The organism is Streptomyces sp. NPDC049915 (genome assembly GCF_040656475.1).
Taxonomy (GTDB): Bacteria; Actinomycetota; Actinomycetes; order Streptomycetales; family Streptomycetaceae; genus Streptomyces.
In genome coordinates this window covers 107,944-123,814 of record NZ_JBFAMH010000012.1, presented here as the reverse complement: position 1 = coordinate 123,814, position 15,871 = coordinate 107,944, and the positions used below count along the sequence as shown (strand labels likewise).

General features: G+C 73.6%; 16 protein-coding genes. 9 read left to right on the top strand and 7 right to left on the bottom strand.

The genetic code is table 11. The features are described 5' to 3' along the window. The first annotated feature begins 95 nt into the window (after positions 1–95). Complete coding sequence (locus AB0J12_RS22120) at positions 96–2,174, top strand: SpoIIE family protein phosphatase (protein ID WP_363266044.1); 2,079 nt, start codon at positions 96–98, stop codon at positions 2,172–2,174. A gap of 90 nt (positions 2,175–2,264) precedes the next feature. Further along, positions 2,265–2,879 (top strand): hypothetical protein, encoded by a 615-nt coding sequence (locus AB0J12_RS22115; RefSeq protein WP_363266043.1) that lies wholly within the window; start codon positions 2,265–2,267, stop codon positions 2,877–2,879. An 81-nt stretch (positions 2,880–2,960) separates the two neighbouring features. Here AB0J12_RS22115 and AB0J12_RS22110 read toward each other — a convergent pair whose 3' ends face one another. Together AB0J12_RS22110 and AB0J12_RS22105 are read right to left on the bottom strand one after the other, a co-directional pair. Then, positions 2,961–3,755 carry a putative protein N(5)-glutamine methyltransferase gene (locus AB0J12_RS22110; RefSeq protein ID WP_363266042.1) on the bottom strand — a complete coding sequence of 265 codons (795 nt, stop codon included), beginning with the start codon at positions 3,753–3,755 and terminating at the stop codon, positions 2,961–2,963. 188 nt (positions 3,756–3,943) lie between these two features. After that, positions 3,944–4,975 carry a hypothetical protein gene (locus AB0J12_RS22105; protein ID WP_363266041.1) on the bottom strand — a complete coding sequence of 344 codons (1,032 nt, stop codon included), beginning with the start codon at positions 4,973–4,975 and terminating at the stop codon, positions 3,944–3,946. Positions 4,976–5,053: 78 nt separating this feature from the next. Here AB0J12_RS22105 and AB0J12_RS22100 point away from each other — a divergent pair, with 78 nt between their 5' ends. Then, the gene (locus AB0J12_RS22100) at positions 5,054–5,494 is read left to right on the top strand and encodes a MarR family winged helix-turn-helix transcriptional regulator (RefSeq protein WP_363266040.1); all 441 of its coding nucleotides are present in this window, start codon (positions 5,054–5,056) and stop codon (positions 5,492–5,494) included. Positions 5,495–5,506: 12 nt separating this feature from the next. On the opposite strand, the gene AB0J12_RS22095 is transcribed toward AB0J12_RS22100, so the two are convergent. Both AB0J12_RS22095 and AB0J12_RS22090 read right to left on the bottom strand, forming a co-directional pair. Continuing rightward, positions 5,507–6,223: a GNAT family N-acetyltransferase gene (locus AB0J12_RS22095; RefSeq protein ID WP_363266039.1), complete on the bottom strand. Its 717-nt coding sequence runs from the start codon at positions 6,221–6,223 to the stop codon at positions 5,507–5,509. After that, positions 6,220–7,146, bottom strand: coding sequence for an NADP-dependent oxidoreductase (locus AB0J12_RS22090; RefSeq protein ID WP_363266038.1), 927 nt, complete (start codon positions 7,144–7,146; stop codon positions 6,220–6,222). Before AB0J12_RS22090 ends, AB0J12_RS22095 begins: the two co-directional genes overlap by 4 nt. Before the next feature lie 139 nt (positions 7,147–7,285). Between AB0J12_RS22090 and AB0J12_RS22085 the strand changes: the two genes are divergently transcribed. The 6 genes from AB0J12_RS22085 to AB0J12_RS22060 all read left to right on the top strand — a co-directional run bounded on the left by AB0J12_RS22085 (position 7,286) and on the right by AB0J12_RS22060 (position 12,583). After that, on the top strand, positions 7,286–7,891 hold the full coding sequence (locus AB0J12_RS22085) for a sulfite oxidase-like oxidoreductase (protein WP_363266037.1): 606 nt from the start codon (positions 7,286–7,288) through the stop codon (positions 7,889–7,891). After that, positions 7,884–8,639 (top strand): ferredoxin reductase, encoded by a 756-nt coding sequence (locus AB0J12_RS22080; RefSeq protein ID WP_363266036.1) that lies wholly within the window; start codon positions 7,884–7,886, stop codon positions 8,637–8,639. Before AB0J12_RS22085 ends, AB0J12_RS22080 begins: the two co-directional genes overlap by 8 nt. Positions 8,640–8,762: 123 nt before the next feature. After that, positions 8,763–9,350, top strand: coding sequence for a hypothetical protein (locus AB0J12_RS22075; RefSeq protein ID WP_363266149.1), 588 nt, complete (start codon positions 8,763–8,765; stop codon positions 9,348–9,350). A 123-nt stretch (positions 9,351–9,473) separates the two neighbouring features. Continuing rightward, positions 9,474–10,442 (top strand): acetylxylan esterase, encoded by a 969-nt coding sequence (locus AB0J12_RS22070; protein WP_363266035.1) that lies wholly within the window; start codon positions 9,474–9,476, stop codon positions 10,440–10,442. Between the two features lie 96 nt (positions 10,443–10,538). Continuing rightward, positions 10,539–11,705 carry a serine hydrolase domain-containing protein gene (locus AB0J12_RS22065; protein WP_363266034.1) on the top strand — a complete coding sequence of 389 codons (1,167 nt, stop codon included), beginning with the start codon at positions 10,539–10,541 and terminating at the stop codon, positions 11,703–11,705. Between the two features lie 128 nt (positions 11,706–11,833). Then, positions 11,834–12,583, top strand: a complete 750-nt coding sequence (locus AB0J12_RS22060) for a GntR family transcriptional regulator (protein WP_363266033.1) — start codon at positions 11,834–11,836, stop codon at positions 12,581–12,583. Positions 12,584–12,639: 56 nt separating this feature from the next. On the opposite strand, the gene AB0J12_RS22055 is transcribed toward AB0J12_RS22060, so the two are convergent. From AB0J12_RS22055 to AB0J12_RS22045, 3 genes are all read right to left on the bottom strand, one after another. Further along, positions 12,640–14,325 carry an RICIN domain-containing protein gene (locus tag AB0J12_RS22055; RefSeq protein WP_363266148.1) on the bottom strand — a complete coding sequence of 562 codons (1,686 nt, stop codon included), beginning with the start codon at positions 14,323–14,325 and terminating at the stop codon, positions 12,640–12,642. A gap of 229 nt (positions 14,326–14,554) precedes the next feature. Further along, positions 14,555–15,280, bottom strand: coding sequence for a class I SAM-dependent methyltransferase (locus tag AB0J12_RS22050; protein ID WP_363266032.1), 726 nt, complete (start codon positions 15,278–15,280; stop codon positions 14,555–14,557). 4 nt (positions 15,281–15,284) lie between these two features. Further along, on the bottom strand, positions 15,285–15,848 hold the full coding sequence (locus tag AB0J12_RS22045; protein WP_363266031.1) for a PadR family transcriptional regulator: 564 nt from the start codon (positions 15,846–15,848) through the stop codon (positions 15,285–15,287). Positions 15,849–15,871: the final 23 nt, after the last annotated feature.

The following is a 15,871-nucleotide window of genomic DNA, read 5'->3' as shown; positions in this document are numbered from 1 at the left end:
GCGCAAGGCGTAGGAGAAAGGATTGTGCGCGGTACAACATGGGGAGTCGGCACGGGGGAACGCGTGCCGCACGGACGGGCGGAGGCGGTACCTGGATGACGTCAGCCAGATCTCCCGTGACCGACGGCGACCAGCCGCCGGGCGGACCGGTGCAGCCCAGCGGGCTCCTCGACGTGCTGAACGTCGCCTCCGTGGTGCTGGACGCGCAGGGGCGGGTGGTGCTGTGGAGCCCGCAGGCCGAGGAGCTGTTCGGGTACTCCGCGCAGGAGGCGCTCGGCCGGTACGCGGCGCACATCATGGTGCACGAGCAGCACGTCGACCTCGTCGTGAAGCTGTTCGCGGACGTCATGCAGACCGGGCAGAGCTGGGCCGGCGCCTTCCCCGTCCGGCGTAAGGACGGCACCGCGCGGCTGGTGGAGTTCCGCAACATGCGCCTGCTGGACGACCGGGGCGACGTGTACGCGCTCGGGCTGTGCGCCGACCGGTCGACCGTGCGCCGCCTGGAGCGGGACGTGGCGCTGTCGACGCGGATGGTCACCCAGTCGCCGATCGGCCTGGCCGTGCTGGACATCGACCTGCGGTTCGTGTCGGTCAACCCGGCCCTGGAGCGCATCAACGGCCTGCCCGCCGACGAGCACCTGGGCCGCCGGCTGCGCGAGGTGCTGCCGGACCTGGACGCGGACGCGATGGAGTCGGCGGCGCGCCGGGTGCTGGCGACGGGGCAACCGGTGGTCGACCAGGCCATCGTGGGCCGCACGCCGGCCGACCTCGACGAGGAGCACGCCTGGACGATCTCCCTGTACCGGCTGGAGGACACCGTCGGCAACGTGCTCGGTGTGGCCGCCTCCGTCGTGGACATCACCGACCAGTACCAGGCGAGCGTGGAGGCGGAGGCCGCCCGCCGCAGGCTGGCCGTGATCGCCGACGCCTCCGCCCGGATCGGTACGACGCTGGAGCTGGACCGCACCGCGCACGAACTGGCCGACGTGGCCGTGCCGGAACTCGCCGACATCGCCGCCGTCGACCTGTTGGAGGCGGTCGTGGAGGGCCGGCGCAGCAGCCTGGGCCCGGCCGAGGCGGCGGTGATCCGCGCGCTCGCCGTACAGGCGCGTGACGCCCCGGAGGCGCTGCGGGCGGCCGACCCGCCGGGACAGATCGCCCGGTACGGCCCGGACCGGCTGGTCACCGAGTGCGTGCGCACCGGCCGGCCGGTGATGATGGCGCATGTGCGGCCGGAGAACCTGCCGCGCATCGCCCGCTCCGCCGAGGCCGCTGAACTGCTGGAGGCGGCCGGCGTGCACTCCTATCTGGCCGTCCCGCTGATCGCGCGCGGCGAGGTGCTCGGCGCCCTCGACCTCAAGCGCACCAACAACCCGCTGCCCTTCAGCCGGGACGACCTGCTGCTGGCCCGGGAGCTGGCGGCCCGGGCCGCCGTGCAGATCGACAACGCCCGCTGGTACCAGAACGCCCGCAACACCGCCCTGACCCTGCAGCGCAGCCTGCTGCCGAGCCATCCACGGCTCACCGGCGGTCTCGAGGTGGCCTCGCGCTACCAGCCGGCGGGCGCCACGAGCGAGGTCGGCGGCGACTGGTTCGACGTGATCCCGCTGGAGGACGGCAAGACGGCGCTGGTCGTGGGCGATGTGATGGGCAGCGGCATCAGCGCCGCCGCGACGATGGGCCGGCTGCGCACCGCCACCAACACCCTCGCCTCGCTGGACCTCGATCCCGCGCTGCTCCTGGAACACCTCGACAAGATCACCTCCGGCCTCGACGAGGCCATCGCGACCTGTGTGTACGCCGTGCACGACCCGCGGTTCGGCCAGTGCCGGATCGCCAACGCCGGGCACCTGCCGCCGGTCCGGGTACGCGCCGGGCGGCCGCCTGAGCTGCTCGACCTGCCGACCGGCGCACCGCTCGGCGTGGGCGGGGTCGCCTTCTCCACCACGACCGTCGAGGTGTGCCCCGGCGACCAGCTGGTCTTCTACACCGACGGCCTGGTGGAGACGCGCCGGCACTCCCTCGACGAGCGCCTCGACATGCTGCTCACCCTCCTGGACGACCCGGAACGCCCGCTGGAGGAGGTCTGCGACCTGCTGCTGCGCACGCTGCACCAACCCGACAACCACGACGACGTCGCCCTGCTCATCGCCCGGGTCCGGCAGGACGAATGATTCACAGGAAACCGTTACCCCGTCCTTACCGGCCCCCTCGGACAATCACAGGCAGGGGTGCCATGAAGGCGGCCGAGGAGAGTGATCCACATGCACGAGCCGGACCAGGAGCACTCGGGGAAGCGCGCGTCAGTGACGGAGCGGTGGCGGCGCCGGCCGGCCCGGGGCCGTACGGTGATCGCGGCCACGGCCGTCGCGGTGCTCGCCCTGGGTGGAACGGTCGCCTACGCGGCCACCTCGGACAGCTCTCCGACGCCGCGCGGGGCCTCCACGTCGTCGTCACCGTCTCCGGGCGGGCCGGACGGGAGTCACGAACGCGGCGGCCCCTGGTTCGGCTTCGATGAGGCCGTGCACGGCGAGGCCACCGTGAAGGACACCGACACCGGCAAGTGGGTGGAACGGATCTGGCAGCGCGGCACCGTCGAGTCGGTCTCCGGCGACCAGGTCACCGTCAAGAGCGCCGACGGTGCGTCGTGGACGTGGACCGTGGGCCCGGACGCCACCGTCCGCATCGGTACGCCGAAGAAGGGCGACTCGGTCGTCCTGGTCGGCACCCGGGGCGACGACGGCAAGCGCACGGCCGTCCTCTCCCTCGGCGGCGACTTCTTCGGCCGGGGCCAGGGCCACCGCCGCGACGGCTTCCGCGACCACCGGTGGGACGGCGAGCCGTCGCCGGGCGCGTCCGGGGGCGGGGCCACGACCTGACGCCGGCGCCCCGGAAGAAGCCGCTCGCGCTGGATCGCAGGGCCGCCACGTTCCGTGCGCGGCCCCCGCCCTGACGCGCTCTCAGGCCTGCGCCCGCGTCCCGATGACCACGTGGGCGTAGCCCTCCTCCGCCACCGCCCGTCGCGGGACGAGCCCGGCCCGGGTGAACGCCTCGACGGCCGCGGGTGCCTGGTGCTCGCTCGTCTCCACCAGCAGGCAGCCGCCGGGGGCCAGCCAGTGCGGCGCCTGCGCGGCCACCCGCCGCAGCACGTCCAGGCCGTCCGTGCCGCCGTCCAGCGCGGTCAGCGGCTCGTGGTCACGTGCCTCCGCCGGCAGCAGGCCGACCTCGGCGGTGGGGACGTACGGCACGTTGGCGGCGAGGATGTCGACACGGCCGCGCAGTCGGTCCGGCAGCGCCGCGAACAGGTCGCCGCGGTGGACCTGGCCGCCGTACGCGGCGACGTTGCCTCCGGCGCAGCGCACGGCGGCCGGGTCGATGTCGGCGGCGTGCAGTTCGACGCCGGGCAGCGCGGCGGCCAGGGCCGCGCCGACCGCGCCGGAGCCGCAGCACAGGTCCACCACGACCGAGGCGTGCGGGAGTTGGGCGAGGGCCTGGTCGACGAGGAACTCGGTGCGCCGGCGCGGGACGAACACGCCCGGCTCGACGGTGACGCGCAGGCCGTGGAACTCGGCCCAGCCGAGGACCAGTTCGAGCGGGAGCCCGGCGACGCGGCGCTCCACCATGGCGGCGGCCTCGTCGTCGCCGCGCGCGGTGTCCAGGATCAGCCGCGCCTCGTCCTCGGCGAAGACACAGCCGGCGGCGCGCAGTCGGGCGACGACGGAAGAGAAGGGAACGGACGGGGAAGGTGTGGGCATGGAAGCCGAGGGCCTTTCGGTAGCCGAAGGGCGCTCCCTTGGGTCACCTGCCGCCGGCGGTCCGCGCGCGGCGAGGGGAGAGCACCCGACCTGTCCTTGCGGTGATGGGTCCCACCTCCCTCGGTGACGCACGGCTGGGGCGGTCCGCAGCCGGACCGCCACCCTACCCCAGCGCCGCCGCCTGGTGATCACACTCCGACGGTCTCCTCGGCCTCTTCCTCCGCCGCCAGTTCCTCCGCCTGCGGGGCGGGGGCGGGGACGGGCGTCCTGGAGCGCTCGTACAGGGCGGCCAGGCCGGCCACCGCGAGGCCGGCCAGCAGCCAGGCCGCCAGCGTCCACAGCGTGCGGCCGAGGCCCTCATCGCCGAAGTACAGCAGGCTGCGGGTGCCCTCCACGAAGCCTGCGCCGTTCCAGAAGGCGTGCAGGGAACCGAAGAAGCCGTTCTGCAGCTCGGGCCGGAACAGGCCGCCGGAGCTGGTGAAGTTGAGCATCACGAACAGCACCATCATCGCGAGCGTGGTCCACCGCTTGAGGAAGGTGTGCAGACCGACGCCGATGAACAGGATGCCCGCGGAGTACAGCCACGCCATGCCGAAGATCCCGGCGAGGTCGTGGTGGGCGAGGTGGAAGACCGGTCCGGCGAGCAGCGTGCCGATGCCGCCGACGACGGCCGAGACGCCGAGCGCCAGCAGGGCGCGTACCCGCATCGCCAGCGCGCCGCCGGCGGCGCCGATCGCGGCGACGGAGGCGTAGGAGCCGATGGAGACGGCGATGAGCAGGAAGAACAGGCCCTGTCCCGTGGGGTCGTCGGAGACGGGCCGGGCCACGTCGGTGACCTTCAGCGGGGCGCCCTGCTTCTCGGCGACCGGGGTGAAGACCTTCTCCACGGCGGTGGCGCCCATGTCGGACGAGGCGGTGGCGACGACCAGTTCGGGGCCGCCCGCGCCCGGCACGTAGGCGCCGGTGATGTCGCGGTGCTTCAGCAGGTCGACGGCGGCGTCGCGGGTGGCGACCGTGCGGACGTCGAGCTTGTCGCCGGCGGCGTCCTTGACCGACTGGGCGAGCACCTTGGCCTCGGGTCCGGAGCCGACGACGGCGACCGGGAGGTGGTTCGGCTCCGGGGTGACGAACGCCCCCATGTACGCGAGCCCCATGCCCAGGCACATCAGCAACGGGGTGATCAGGTGCGTGAGCACATGGCGCACGGCGGGCGACCTCATCGCTCACTCCTCCTATGGTTGGCTTATACAACTCTTTCTACAGTTGTACTATACAACCAGAACCCCGAAGGAGGGCAAGTGAACGCAGCCGAGGCCGTCGAGGCCATCCAGCGCGAGATGACGATCTTCGCGCGCCGTGCCCGTGCGTCGGCCGGGCGCATGCATCCGGAGCTGTCGCTGGTCTCCTACACGCTGCTCGGGCACCTGGAGGAGCGGGGCGGCTGCCGCGCCACCGACCTGGCGGCGCATTACGCCCTGGACAAGTCCACGGTCAGCCGCCAGGTCGCGGCGCTGGAGCGGGCCGGCCTCATCGAGCGGCGGCAGGACCCGGAGGACCACCGCGTCCAGGTCCTGCACCTGACCGAGGCCGGCCGCAGCATCCTCGCCCAGGTCACCGTCAGCCGCCGGGCCGCCTTCCGCGAGCGTCTCGCGGACTGGCCCGAGGAGGACCTGGCCCGCTTCGCCGACTATCTCGTGCGCTACAACGCCTGGACGCCGGCGCAGGAGAAGGGAGCCTGACGGGCCTCTCGGTCACGCCACCGGCACGGCCCGCCCCTCCCCCAGCGTCTCCGGCACCCGCACCTCGAGGAACGCCGTACGGCGGCGCAGCCGGAAGCCCAGGGACTCGTACAGCCGGATGGCGCCCGCGTTGTGCGCGCCGGTGTGCAGGAACGGCGTCTCCCCGCGCGCCCGGATGCCGTGCGCGACGGCGCGGATCAACCGGGTGGCCAGGCCCTGGCCGCGGAAGGCCGGATCGGTGCAGACCGCGCTGATCTCGGTCCAGCCCGGCGGGTGCAGCCGCTCCCCCGCCATGGCGACGAGCGTGCCGCCACGCCGGATGCCCAGATAGGTACCGAGCTCGATGGTCCGGGGCAGGAAGGGGCCGGGGCGGGTGCGCGCGACCAGGTCGAGCATCTCGGGCACGTCGGCGGGGGTGAGCCGGACCGCCTCCGGGTCGGGTGCGGCGGCCAGGCCGTGGTCCACCAGCTGGACGCCCTCGATGTGGAAGGTGATCTCCCAGCCGTCCGGGACCTGTCCCCGAAAGCCCGGCAGCGGGACCTCGGCGCCGGGACCCGCGAGCGCCGCGAGGTCGGCCCAGTCCTGGGCGTCCGGCTCGTCGGGCAGGGCCAGCCAGGGCGACACGCCGAGCGGGTAGCGCAGCACGCGGCCGCGCCGCTCGGCGAAGGGGGCGTGCGGGCCGGTGAGCGAAGCGAGGGCGGGGTTGTCGAGGACGTGCGCGGCGCTCATGCGGCCACCTCGATCACCGTCTTGCCGCGGGCGTGGCCCGCCTCGACGACGCGCAGCGCCTCACCGGCCCGCTCCAGCGGGAACGTCCGGGTGACGAGCGGGTCCAGATCGCCGTCCGCCACCAGCTCGGCCACCGCCTCGAGGACGGCGTTGTCGCGCACCCGGGCCACGCGGGAGCTGCCCAGCCGTGCGGCGTCCTCCGGGGGTGCCGCGGCCGTGACGAGCCCGGCGCTTGCGGCGCGCAGGGTCGCCGCCTCGGCGAGCACGTCGCCGCCGACCAGGTCGTAGATCCCGTCGATGCCGTCGGGCGCCGCGATCCGCGCCCGCTCGGTCCAGCCCGGGCCGGAGGGCACATGGACGGCGCCGAGCGACTCGACGAGGTCCTTCTTGCCGTCGCTCGCCACACCCACGGTCCGCAGCCCGAGGGCCCGTGCGATCTGCACCGCGGCCACGCCGACCCCGCCGCCCGCCCCGGTGACCAGCACGGTCGCACCGGGCGCCAGGCCGAGCTGCCGTACCCCGGCGTAGGCGGTCGACGCGGCCACGGGCAGCGTGGCCGCGTCGGCGAAGGTCACCCCGGCCGGCTTGCGGGCGATCAGGTCCACCGACAGCAGCGCGTACTGCGACCAGCCGCCGACGACCGGACGCCCGAAGACCTCGTCGCCGGCCGCGAAGCCGTCGACGCCCGGCCCGGTCTCCTCCACGACACCGGCCACCTCGCTGCCGAAGTACGCGGGGAACTCCCGCTCGCCGCTCTCGCCGGGGCGCCGGTAGCCGGTGCGCAGCTTGAAGTCCACCGGGTTCACCCCGGCCGCCCGCACCGCGATCAGCACCTGGCCGGGCCCCGGCCGGGGGCGGTCCACGTCGACGAGCGCCTCGGTCTCGGGGCCGCCGTACCGGGTGAAGACGTACGCCTTGGGCATGGGCTTCCTCACTCTCCTTCGCTGTTCACCGGCGGCAAGCGAGGGATCGGGGGGCGTATTCCCCGACCTGCGGGATGTTCATACGGCCGCAACGATCGGCGGGGACGAGGCACGCGGCGCGACCCCTTACGGTTGAATCATGAACGTCACCCGAGGCTTCACCGGACGCCCCCGCGTCCAGGACCCGGGCCTGCCGCCGGGTCAGTACGACGCGGGCGACGACTGGCCCGTACTGTCCGCCGAGGTCACCCCGGACATCGCTCCGGAGCAGTGGACCTTCCGGATCGACGGGCTGGTCGAGCGGCCCCGCGGCTGGGACTGGGCGCAGGCCCAGGAACTGCCCGCCTCCACCTACGAGGGCGCCATCCACTGCGTCACCGGCTGGTCGCGGTTCGGGACGCGGTTCTCGGGTGTGTCCCTGGACGTCTTCCTCGACGCGGTACGACCGCACGCCTCCGCCACGCACGCCGTCGCCTACGCGCACACCGGGTACACCACGAACCTGCCGCTGGCGGACCTGACCGGCGGCCGGGCCTGGATCGCGTTCACCCACGACGGCCGCCCGCTGCCCGCCGAGCACGGCGGACCGGCGCGGTTGCTGGTGCCGCATCTGTACTTCTGGAAGAGCGCCAAGTGGATCGCGGGTCTGCGTCTGCTCGACCACGACGAGCCGGGCTTCTGGGAACGCAACGGCTACCACCCGCGCGGCAACCCCTGGCAGGAGCAGCGGTACTCCGGTGACTGAGACCTTCACTCCCCCGACCCGCTTCGCGGTGCCCGGCCGGATCGCCGTGAGCGAGCAGGCGGCCTCCGTGTGGCAGACCGCCACGATCGCCGCGATCCGCCGCGAGACCGCGCGCGCCGCCACGTTCCGGCTGGCGGTACCCGGCTGGCCCGGCCATCTGCCCGGCCAGCACCTGCTGCTGCGGCTCACCGCACCCGACGGCTATGTCGCCCAGCGGCACTACTCGATCGCGTCCGCGCCGGACGACAGCGGGCACGTCGAGCTGACCCTGGACCACGTCGAGGGCGGCGAGGTGTCCGGCTGGTTCCACACCGTGGCCCGGCCCGGTGACACGGTCGAGGTGCGCGGCCCGGTCAGCGGCTTCTTCGCCTGGCCCGGCGACCGGCCGGCGCTGCTGATCGGCGCGGGCTCCGGGGTCGTACCGCTGATGTCGATGGTGAGGTACCGGCGGGCGCGCGGACTGACCCCGCCGGTGCGGCTGCTGGTGTCGGCGCGCAGCCCCGAGGACCTGATCTACGCGCGTGAGTACGGCCCCGAGACCACCCCGGTGTTCACCCGGCGCGCCCCCGCGGGGATGCCCGTGGGACGGCTGCACGCCGGACAGGTGGCGCCGCTGGTGGACACGGCGCCGCCGGGCGGCTGGGAGGCGTATGTGTGCGGTTCGAACGCCTTCGCCGAGCACGCCTCGCGGCTGCTGGTGGCGGCCGGCCAGCCGGTGGACCGGATCCGGATCGAACGCTTCGGCTGACCGGAGGCCGGATGTCCGGGGCGTCCGGGACTTCCCGTTTGCGCGGAACCGGTGAAGGATGTCTGCTGGACGGGGTAGGAGATCCATGTGGGCACTCGCACGCGTGACGGCGAGGAGATCGACATGCGAACCCGGGTGCGCAATTGGCGCTGGCGGCGCAATCCGCTGCGGCGCCGGTGCGACGTGGTGGAGGCGTGGACGGCGCTGGTCGTCGCGGCGCTCCTGCTCGTCGGCGCGCCTCTGGCCGGGATACTGACCGGCTGGTGGGCGCACGGCGAGGCACGGGCGATCGCGACGCGGCAGCGCGCGGACCGGCACGAGGTGCACGCCAAGGTCGTGGGCAGGACGCCGGACACACCGCCGAGCGTGGAGGGCGGCAGCCGGCACACCACCCCGGTGGCTGTGCGCTGGAGCGATCCGGGCGGCGCCACGCACACGGCGATGGCCCGGGTGCCCGCGGGCACGCACACCGGCGACAGCGTCGACGTCTGGTTCGACGCCCACGGCCACAACCTGGCCGCACCGCCGACGGAGTCCGCCGTCTGGCAGCACACCCTGTCCATGGGGGTCGCCGCCACGGGCGGCACGGTCGCCGTGGTGCTCCTCGCGCACGGCGTGGTGCGCCGGGTGGCCTTGCGCCACCGGCTCGACGAGTGGGACCGGGACTGGGCCCTCACGGAACCCCTGTGGACCCGGCGCCGGCCGGCGTGACGCCCGTCCGCAGCACCTGGCCCTTAGCGGCCGTCCGCGGCGAGAGCACCCCTAGCAAGCGCTGTCACCGCCCCGTACGGTGTGATCGTTCCGCATGGCCCACACACCCTGAGGCGGTCCCGTATGGCCCTGTTCGACCTGCCCCTCGACGATCTGCGCGACCACCGCAGCGCGTCCATCGAACCCGAGGACTTCGACGCCTTCTGGTCGAAGACCCTGCAGCAGGCCCGCGAGCACGACCTCGACGCCCGCTTCGAGCCGGTCGAGACGGGCCTGTCCACCGTCGAGGTGTACGACGTGACCTTCGCCGGGTACGGCGGCCACCCGGTCAAGGGCTGGCTGATGCTCCCCGCCGGGGCCGGCGAGCCGCTCCCCCTGATCGTGGAGTTCGTCGGCTACGGCGGCGGGCGCGGGCTGCCGCACGAGCACCTGCTGTGGGCCTCCAGCGGCCGGGCGCACTTCGTGATGGACACCCGCGGGCAAGGCAGCGCCTGGGGCGGCGGGGGCGGCACCGCGGACCCGGTGGGCGGTGCCCCGGCCTACCCGGGGTTCATGACCCGCGGCATCGACGCTCCGGAGAACTACTACTACCGGCGTGTGTTCACCGACGCCGTACGGGCCGTCGAGGCGGCCCGCTCGCACCCGCGCACCGACGCCTCGCGCACCGTGGCGCTCGGCGCCAGCCAGGGCGGCGGCATCGCGATCGCGGTGGGCGGTCTGGTGACCGACCTGGTGGCCGTCGCCCCGGACGTGCCGTTCCTGTGCGACTTCCCGCGCGCGACGACCCTCACCGACCGCCACCCCTACCGGGAGATCGGCCTCTACCTCAAGACGCACCGCGGCCGCACCGAGGACACGCTGCGCACCCTGTCGTACTTCGACGGCGTGCACTTCGCCGCGCGCGGCCGGGCGCCCGCCCTGTTCTCGGCGGCGCTGGAGGACGAGACCTGCCCGCCGTCCACGGTGTTCGCCGCCTTCAACGCCTGGGCCCACGACGACAAGGCCATCGAGGTCTACGAGTTCAACGACCATGAGGGCGGCGGTCCCTATCAGGACGCGGCCCGCATGCGCTGGATGCGCTCCTACGCCTGACCCCCTTCCTTCCGGTCCGACCAGTCGGTACGTTCGGGGGGCCCGGCGCCGCACAGTGCGGCCCGGGCTCCCGGCGTACCTGACTGAGGAGGGCCCATGTCCCACGACGAGCCACAGGTGCACGGCCACTGCGACCCCCGGTTCACGGCGGTGCGGGAGGCCTTCGAGGAGAACTTCCGGCAGCGCGGGGAACTCGGCGCCGCGGTGGCCGTCACCGTCGACGGCCGAACGGTGGTGGACCTGTGGGGCGGCTGGGCGGACGCGGCGCGCACCCGGGCCTGGGAGCGCGACACCGTGGTGAACGTGTGGTCGACGACGAAGGGCCCGGTGGCGCTCGCCGCCCACATCCTCGCCGATCGGGGGCTGTTGGACCTGGACGCGCCGGTGGCCGCGTACTGGCCCGAGTTCGCGGCGGCCGGCAAGGAGAAGGTGCTGGTGCGGCACCTGCTGTCGCACCGGGCGGGGCTCGCGGGGCTGCGCGAGCCGCACTCCTTCGAGGAGCTGTGCGACTGGGAGCTGACGACCCGCCGGCTCGCCGCGACCGAGCCCTGGTGGGAGCCGGGGACGGTGTCCGGGTACCACGCGCTGACGTACGGCTTCCTGGTCGGCGAGGTCGTGCGCCGGGTGACGGGACTGCTGCCGGGGGCGTTCCTGCGGCAGGAGGTGACCGGCCCGCTGGGGATCGACTTCACCATCGGCCTGCCGGAAGCCGAGGCGCACAGGGCGGCCGAACTGGTGCATGCACCGGCCCCGGCGAGCGGCGAACGGGCCGCGGTCTTCGCCCAGTTGGACCCGGCGGCGCTGGCCGCACTGACCAACCCGGCGGTGGGCGCGGCACAGGCCAACTCGGCGCGCTGGCGGGCCGCCGAGATCCCGGCCGCGAACGGACACGGCACCGCGCGGGCGGTCGCCTCGCTGTACGGCGTCTTCGCCGGGCGGGGCGCGTTCGGCGGCCGCCGGCTACTGTCGGCCGAGGCGGCCGAGCGGGTGCGCGAGGGCCAGGGCGCCTGCCGCGACCTGGTGCTCGGTGCGGGTTTCGCGCACGAGACGGAGGTCGGGCTCGGGCTGTGGCTCAGCGGTCCGAACGGCTCCTACGGTCCGGATCCGAAGGCTTTCGGACACGACGGCTTCGGCGGCTCGTGCGGCCTCGCGGACCCGGACGCGGGCGTCTCGCTGGGCTACGTGATGAACCGCATGGGCCCGCACATCGCCGACGATCCCCGTAAGAGGGCGCTGGTGGGCGCCCTGTACGACACGCTGTGACCAACGGGTGCGGGTGGTCTCGTTTCGGCCGAACCGGCGGCCCCCGCTTCCCTGCTGGTGTAGACCAATGGTAATCCTGTGGTGACTGAGCGCGAACGACACGTACGTCACCCACAGGAGGGCGCGGCATGGCCCGCACCACCCCGCTCGACCACCCGCACACCGCCGACGCGGACGAGCCTCTGTACCAGCGCGTCGCGGCACTTCTGGTGTCCGAACTGACCGGCGGGACCGTCCCGCCGGGCGAACGGCTGCCCAGCGAACGGTACTTGGCCGCGTACTACGGTGTCAGCCGGGAGACCGTGCGCCAGGCGCTGGAGGTGCTGCGCGACCGCGGCCTGGTCGCCACCGACCGGCGCGGCAGTCACGCCACCCTGCCCGGCCCGGCCCCGCGACTCACCCCGGCGCTGACCTTCCCGGTCGGCGCCCGCGGCACGGACCGGGGCGGCCTGCAGCGGGCCACGGTCGCCTGGCAGCCGCCCCCGCCGCAGCACGCCGAGGCGCTCGGTCTCGCCCCGCACCGGCCGACCCTGGTGCACCGCTACCACTCCACCGCGGCCGACGGGCGCGGCCGGCGTACGGCCGTGACGTCCTTCTCGGCGGTGGCGCTGAACGAGGTCGAGGAACTCGCCCGGTACCGCGACCGCGCCGACGGCACCGCCTCGGCGGAGCTGCGCCGGGTCTACGACTGGATGCGCCGCGCCGGGCTGACCCTGCACCACCGTGACGCCATCGTCCGCCCCGACGACGGCCCGTCGATGCGCGTGACGCGCCATGTGCACGACCAGTACGCCCGCCCGCTGGAGATCACCGACCTGGTGGTGGACGCCCAGCAGGAGGCCTTGGTCTACGAGTTCACGCTGCCGGCCGCCGGCTGACAACGCAGCGCGGCCGGGACCCGTGGAGGCGGATCCCGGCCGCTCACACACCGCGGTCAGCGGACCGGGGTGAGGGTCAGGGTCTGCTCGGCGGCGGTGCGGGAGGCGCCGACCGGGCTGCCGCCGGTGTCCGTCCAGCCGCGCAGCGGTGTGGTCTCGGCGAGCCTGCCGCGCGCCGCGGACAGACCGATGACCAGGCCGCTGTAGCGATTGACGAGCCGGTAGGCCCCCGTGGGCGTGCCGTCGGCGGTGCGGCCCGGGACGACGAACCACTGCTGCCCGACGGTCGGCCCGCCCGGGCCGGCGGCGGTGACCGTCGGACGCGTCCCCCAGGCGCGCTGGGCCGTGGCGGCGGAGTCGACGCCCAGCAGCCGGCCCGTGGCCGCGTTGACGATCCGGTACGAACCGTCGCCGTTCGCCGTGAAGGTCCACGCTTCCCGGCGGGAGCCGCTCGGGACGGCCAGGGACGTCGTGCTGACGCCCGCGGCCTGGGCGAGGACGCGTCCGTCACCGTTCGCGATCCGGTAGGGGGTGCCGCTGCGCACGGGTGCGGCCGGGGCCAAGGCACCGATGGTGATGTCGACGTACTCGCCGGAGGAGTCGTTCGAGCAGCCGAAGGAGCAGTAGGAGCGGAAGGACTTGCCGACGATCCGGTTGCTGGTGCGGTTCGCGGGGTCGAGGAACCAGCGGTACCAGGAGGCGTTGGTGTGGCTGCCGGTGTCGCCGATCAGCCGCCACTTCTGCGAGGCGAGGTCGTCGGTGGCGTAGAACTGCTGCGGCGCCTTGCCGCTCTGGTCGGCGGCCTGCGGTTCGCCGATGTAGAGGCCCAGGTAGGCGTTGTAGGTGATGTCCATGACGAACAGCGGGGATGTGGGCGGCATCTTGCCCGCGGCGACCTGCTGGCCCGCGGTGCCGGGGGTGGCCGGGTCGTACTCCTGGCCGGCCGGTGTGTAGCCGGTGGGGTGGGCGGAGTCGACCGGGACCATGTTGCTCTCCCGGCCGCCGGTGCCGGGTTCGGACCAGGTGCCGTCGTACCACTTGCGCCAGCTGTCCGGCGCCATCTTCCCGGCGATCGGCGCCCGGGCGACGTGCGCGTGGAAGGTGCGCCAGCTGCCGCCCTTGTCGACGATGCGGGAGCCGTAGAAGACGTAGAAGTAGCCGGAGGCGGTGTCCACGTACAGGCGCGGGTCGCCGTCGCCGTAGTGGTACGTCTGCTGCGGGAAGGCGGCCGTGTCGCCACGCCGCGTGCTGTACGGCGAGGTGATCACGTGGTCCTTGATGGTCCAGGTGCGGCCCCGGTCGTGGGAGACGGCGTAGTCGATGGCGTCGTAGTGCAGCCCGTCGGCGAAGGGCTGTGGGGTGAACTCGTTGTGCACCAGGCCGTACCAGTCGCCGGTGTCCGGATCGACCCACACGCCGGCCAGGTCGCAGTAGTTCTTCTGCGCGTAGGGGGAGCCGGTGGGCGCGTAGGTGGCTTCCTTGCCGGTGGGGCTGTTGTTGCAGCGTGAAGTGGTGTCGTTGTTCCGGTCGTTCGGGTCGGCCGGGTTCACGGCGTCGCTCAGGGCGCTCGAACGGGTGGCGCTGTCGAAGTCCTTGCCGGTGTAGAAGCTCCACTCGCGGGGGTCGTCCGCGCCGTAGAGGGCGTGCGCCTGCTGGTAGTAGAAGGTGCCGTCCTTGTCGAGGTACGGCGCGGCCGGGGTGTCGTCCGGGTTGGTCCAGGACCCCGTCGCGCCGACGGTCACGGTGTAGTTGGCGGCGGCGGCCGGGGGGCCCGCCGCCAGTCCGCCGCCGCACAGGGCCAGGACGGCGGCGACGACGGTTGCGGCTCGTCTTGCGGGGGGAGTGGGCACGACTCCTCCTCCTTGAGATCGCTAACATGCACTGAATGGCTGTAGCGGCCCGAACTATGGCACAGCTTGTTATCGCTGCCAACAGTGCGCGCGAGGAGGCGTCGAAAGCTGAGAGGTCGAGTCAGGCGGGACGCCGGGCGACGACCGCCCGCACCCGGGGGCTGCCGTCGCGGCGGCGCCCGAACGCGGGCAGGGCGTACAGTTCCACCCCGAACCCGGCGCGCTCCAACTCCCGGCGCATGTCCGCGAGTCCGACGGCGCGGTAGTACATCACGAACGGCGGACGCCACAGAGCGTTGCGCACCCTCATCGCCGCGTCGAAGCCGAGCAGCATCCAGTAGGCCGGCTCGGTGGCCCGGGGCGGAGCGACGACGGGGAACGCGAAGCGTCCGCCCGGGCGCAGCGCGGCGTACACCTGGGCGAAGAGGCCGGGCAGTTCGCGGGGCAGGAAGTGGCCGAACGCGCCGAAGCTCACCACCAGGTCGAAGGCCCCGGCGAAGGGCAGCGCGCGGGCGTCGGCGCGCACCCAGGACACGCGCGGCCCGGCCGGCCGGGCGCGCCGCCGCGCGACATCCAGCATCCCGGCACTGAAGTCGACGCCGGTGACGCTGCGCCGGCACAGCGGGGCGAGCACATCGAGGCCGGCTCCGGTGCCGCAGCACAGGTCGAGGCCGTCGTCGTAGGGACCGAGCGGGGCGAGCTGCTCGGCGACGGCGTCGAGGACGGAGCGGGGGGTGCGGAACGGTGTGTGGTCGAACTTGGGAGCGAGCAGGTCGTATCCGTGCTCGACGGAGGACAGCGCCTGGACGGCGAGTTCGCGCAGGGTGGGGCCTTCGGGGCTGAACACGGGGTCAGCCTAGGGGAACGCGCCGTTCCAGGACGGCGAGTGCGCGATCGCACCAGCGCAGGTTCTCCTCCTCGAAGGAGATGCCCGCCATGAGGGTCAGATACGGGCCGACCCGGTCGGCCTCGCGCAGGTACTCCTCCTCGTCACGGCCGTCCAGCAGGCGTTCGCGCACCCGTCGGTAGCGGTCGAGCTTGCCGCGCGCCCAGGACCTGCGTTCCTCGATCAGCGCGCGGGTCGCGGCGGGGTCGGTGCCGTCCATGGCCTGGATCTTGATCAGCAGTTCGTCGCGGATGGCGGTGGGCCTGCGCGGCGGCGCGACCGCGAAGGCGCGCAGCTGTGCGCGGCCCTGGTCGGTGAGGGAGAACATCCGCTTGTTCGGGCGGCGCTCCTGCTGGACCAGCCGTGCCTCGATCAGCCCGTCGGCGGCGAGACGGTCCAGCTCGCGGTAGAGCTGCTGCGGTGTGGCGGGCCAGAAGTTGGCGAGCGAGACGTCGAACACCTTGGACAGCTCGTACCCCGAGGCCTCGCCCTCCAGCAGGGCTGCCAGCACCGCGAACTTCAGCGACATATGGACACGCTAACAGCAGGTGA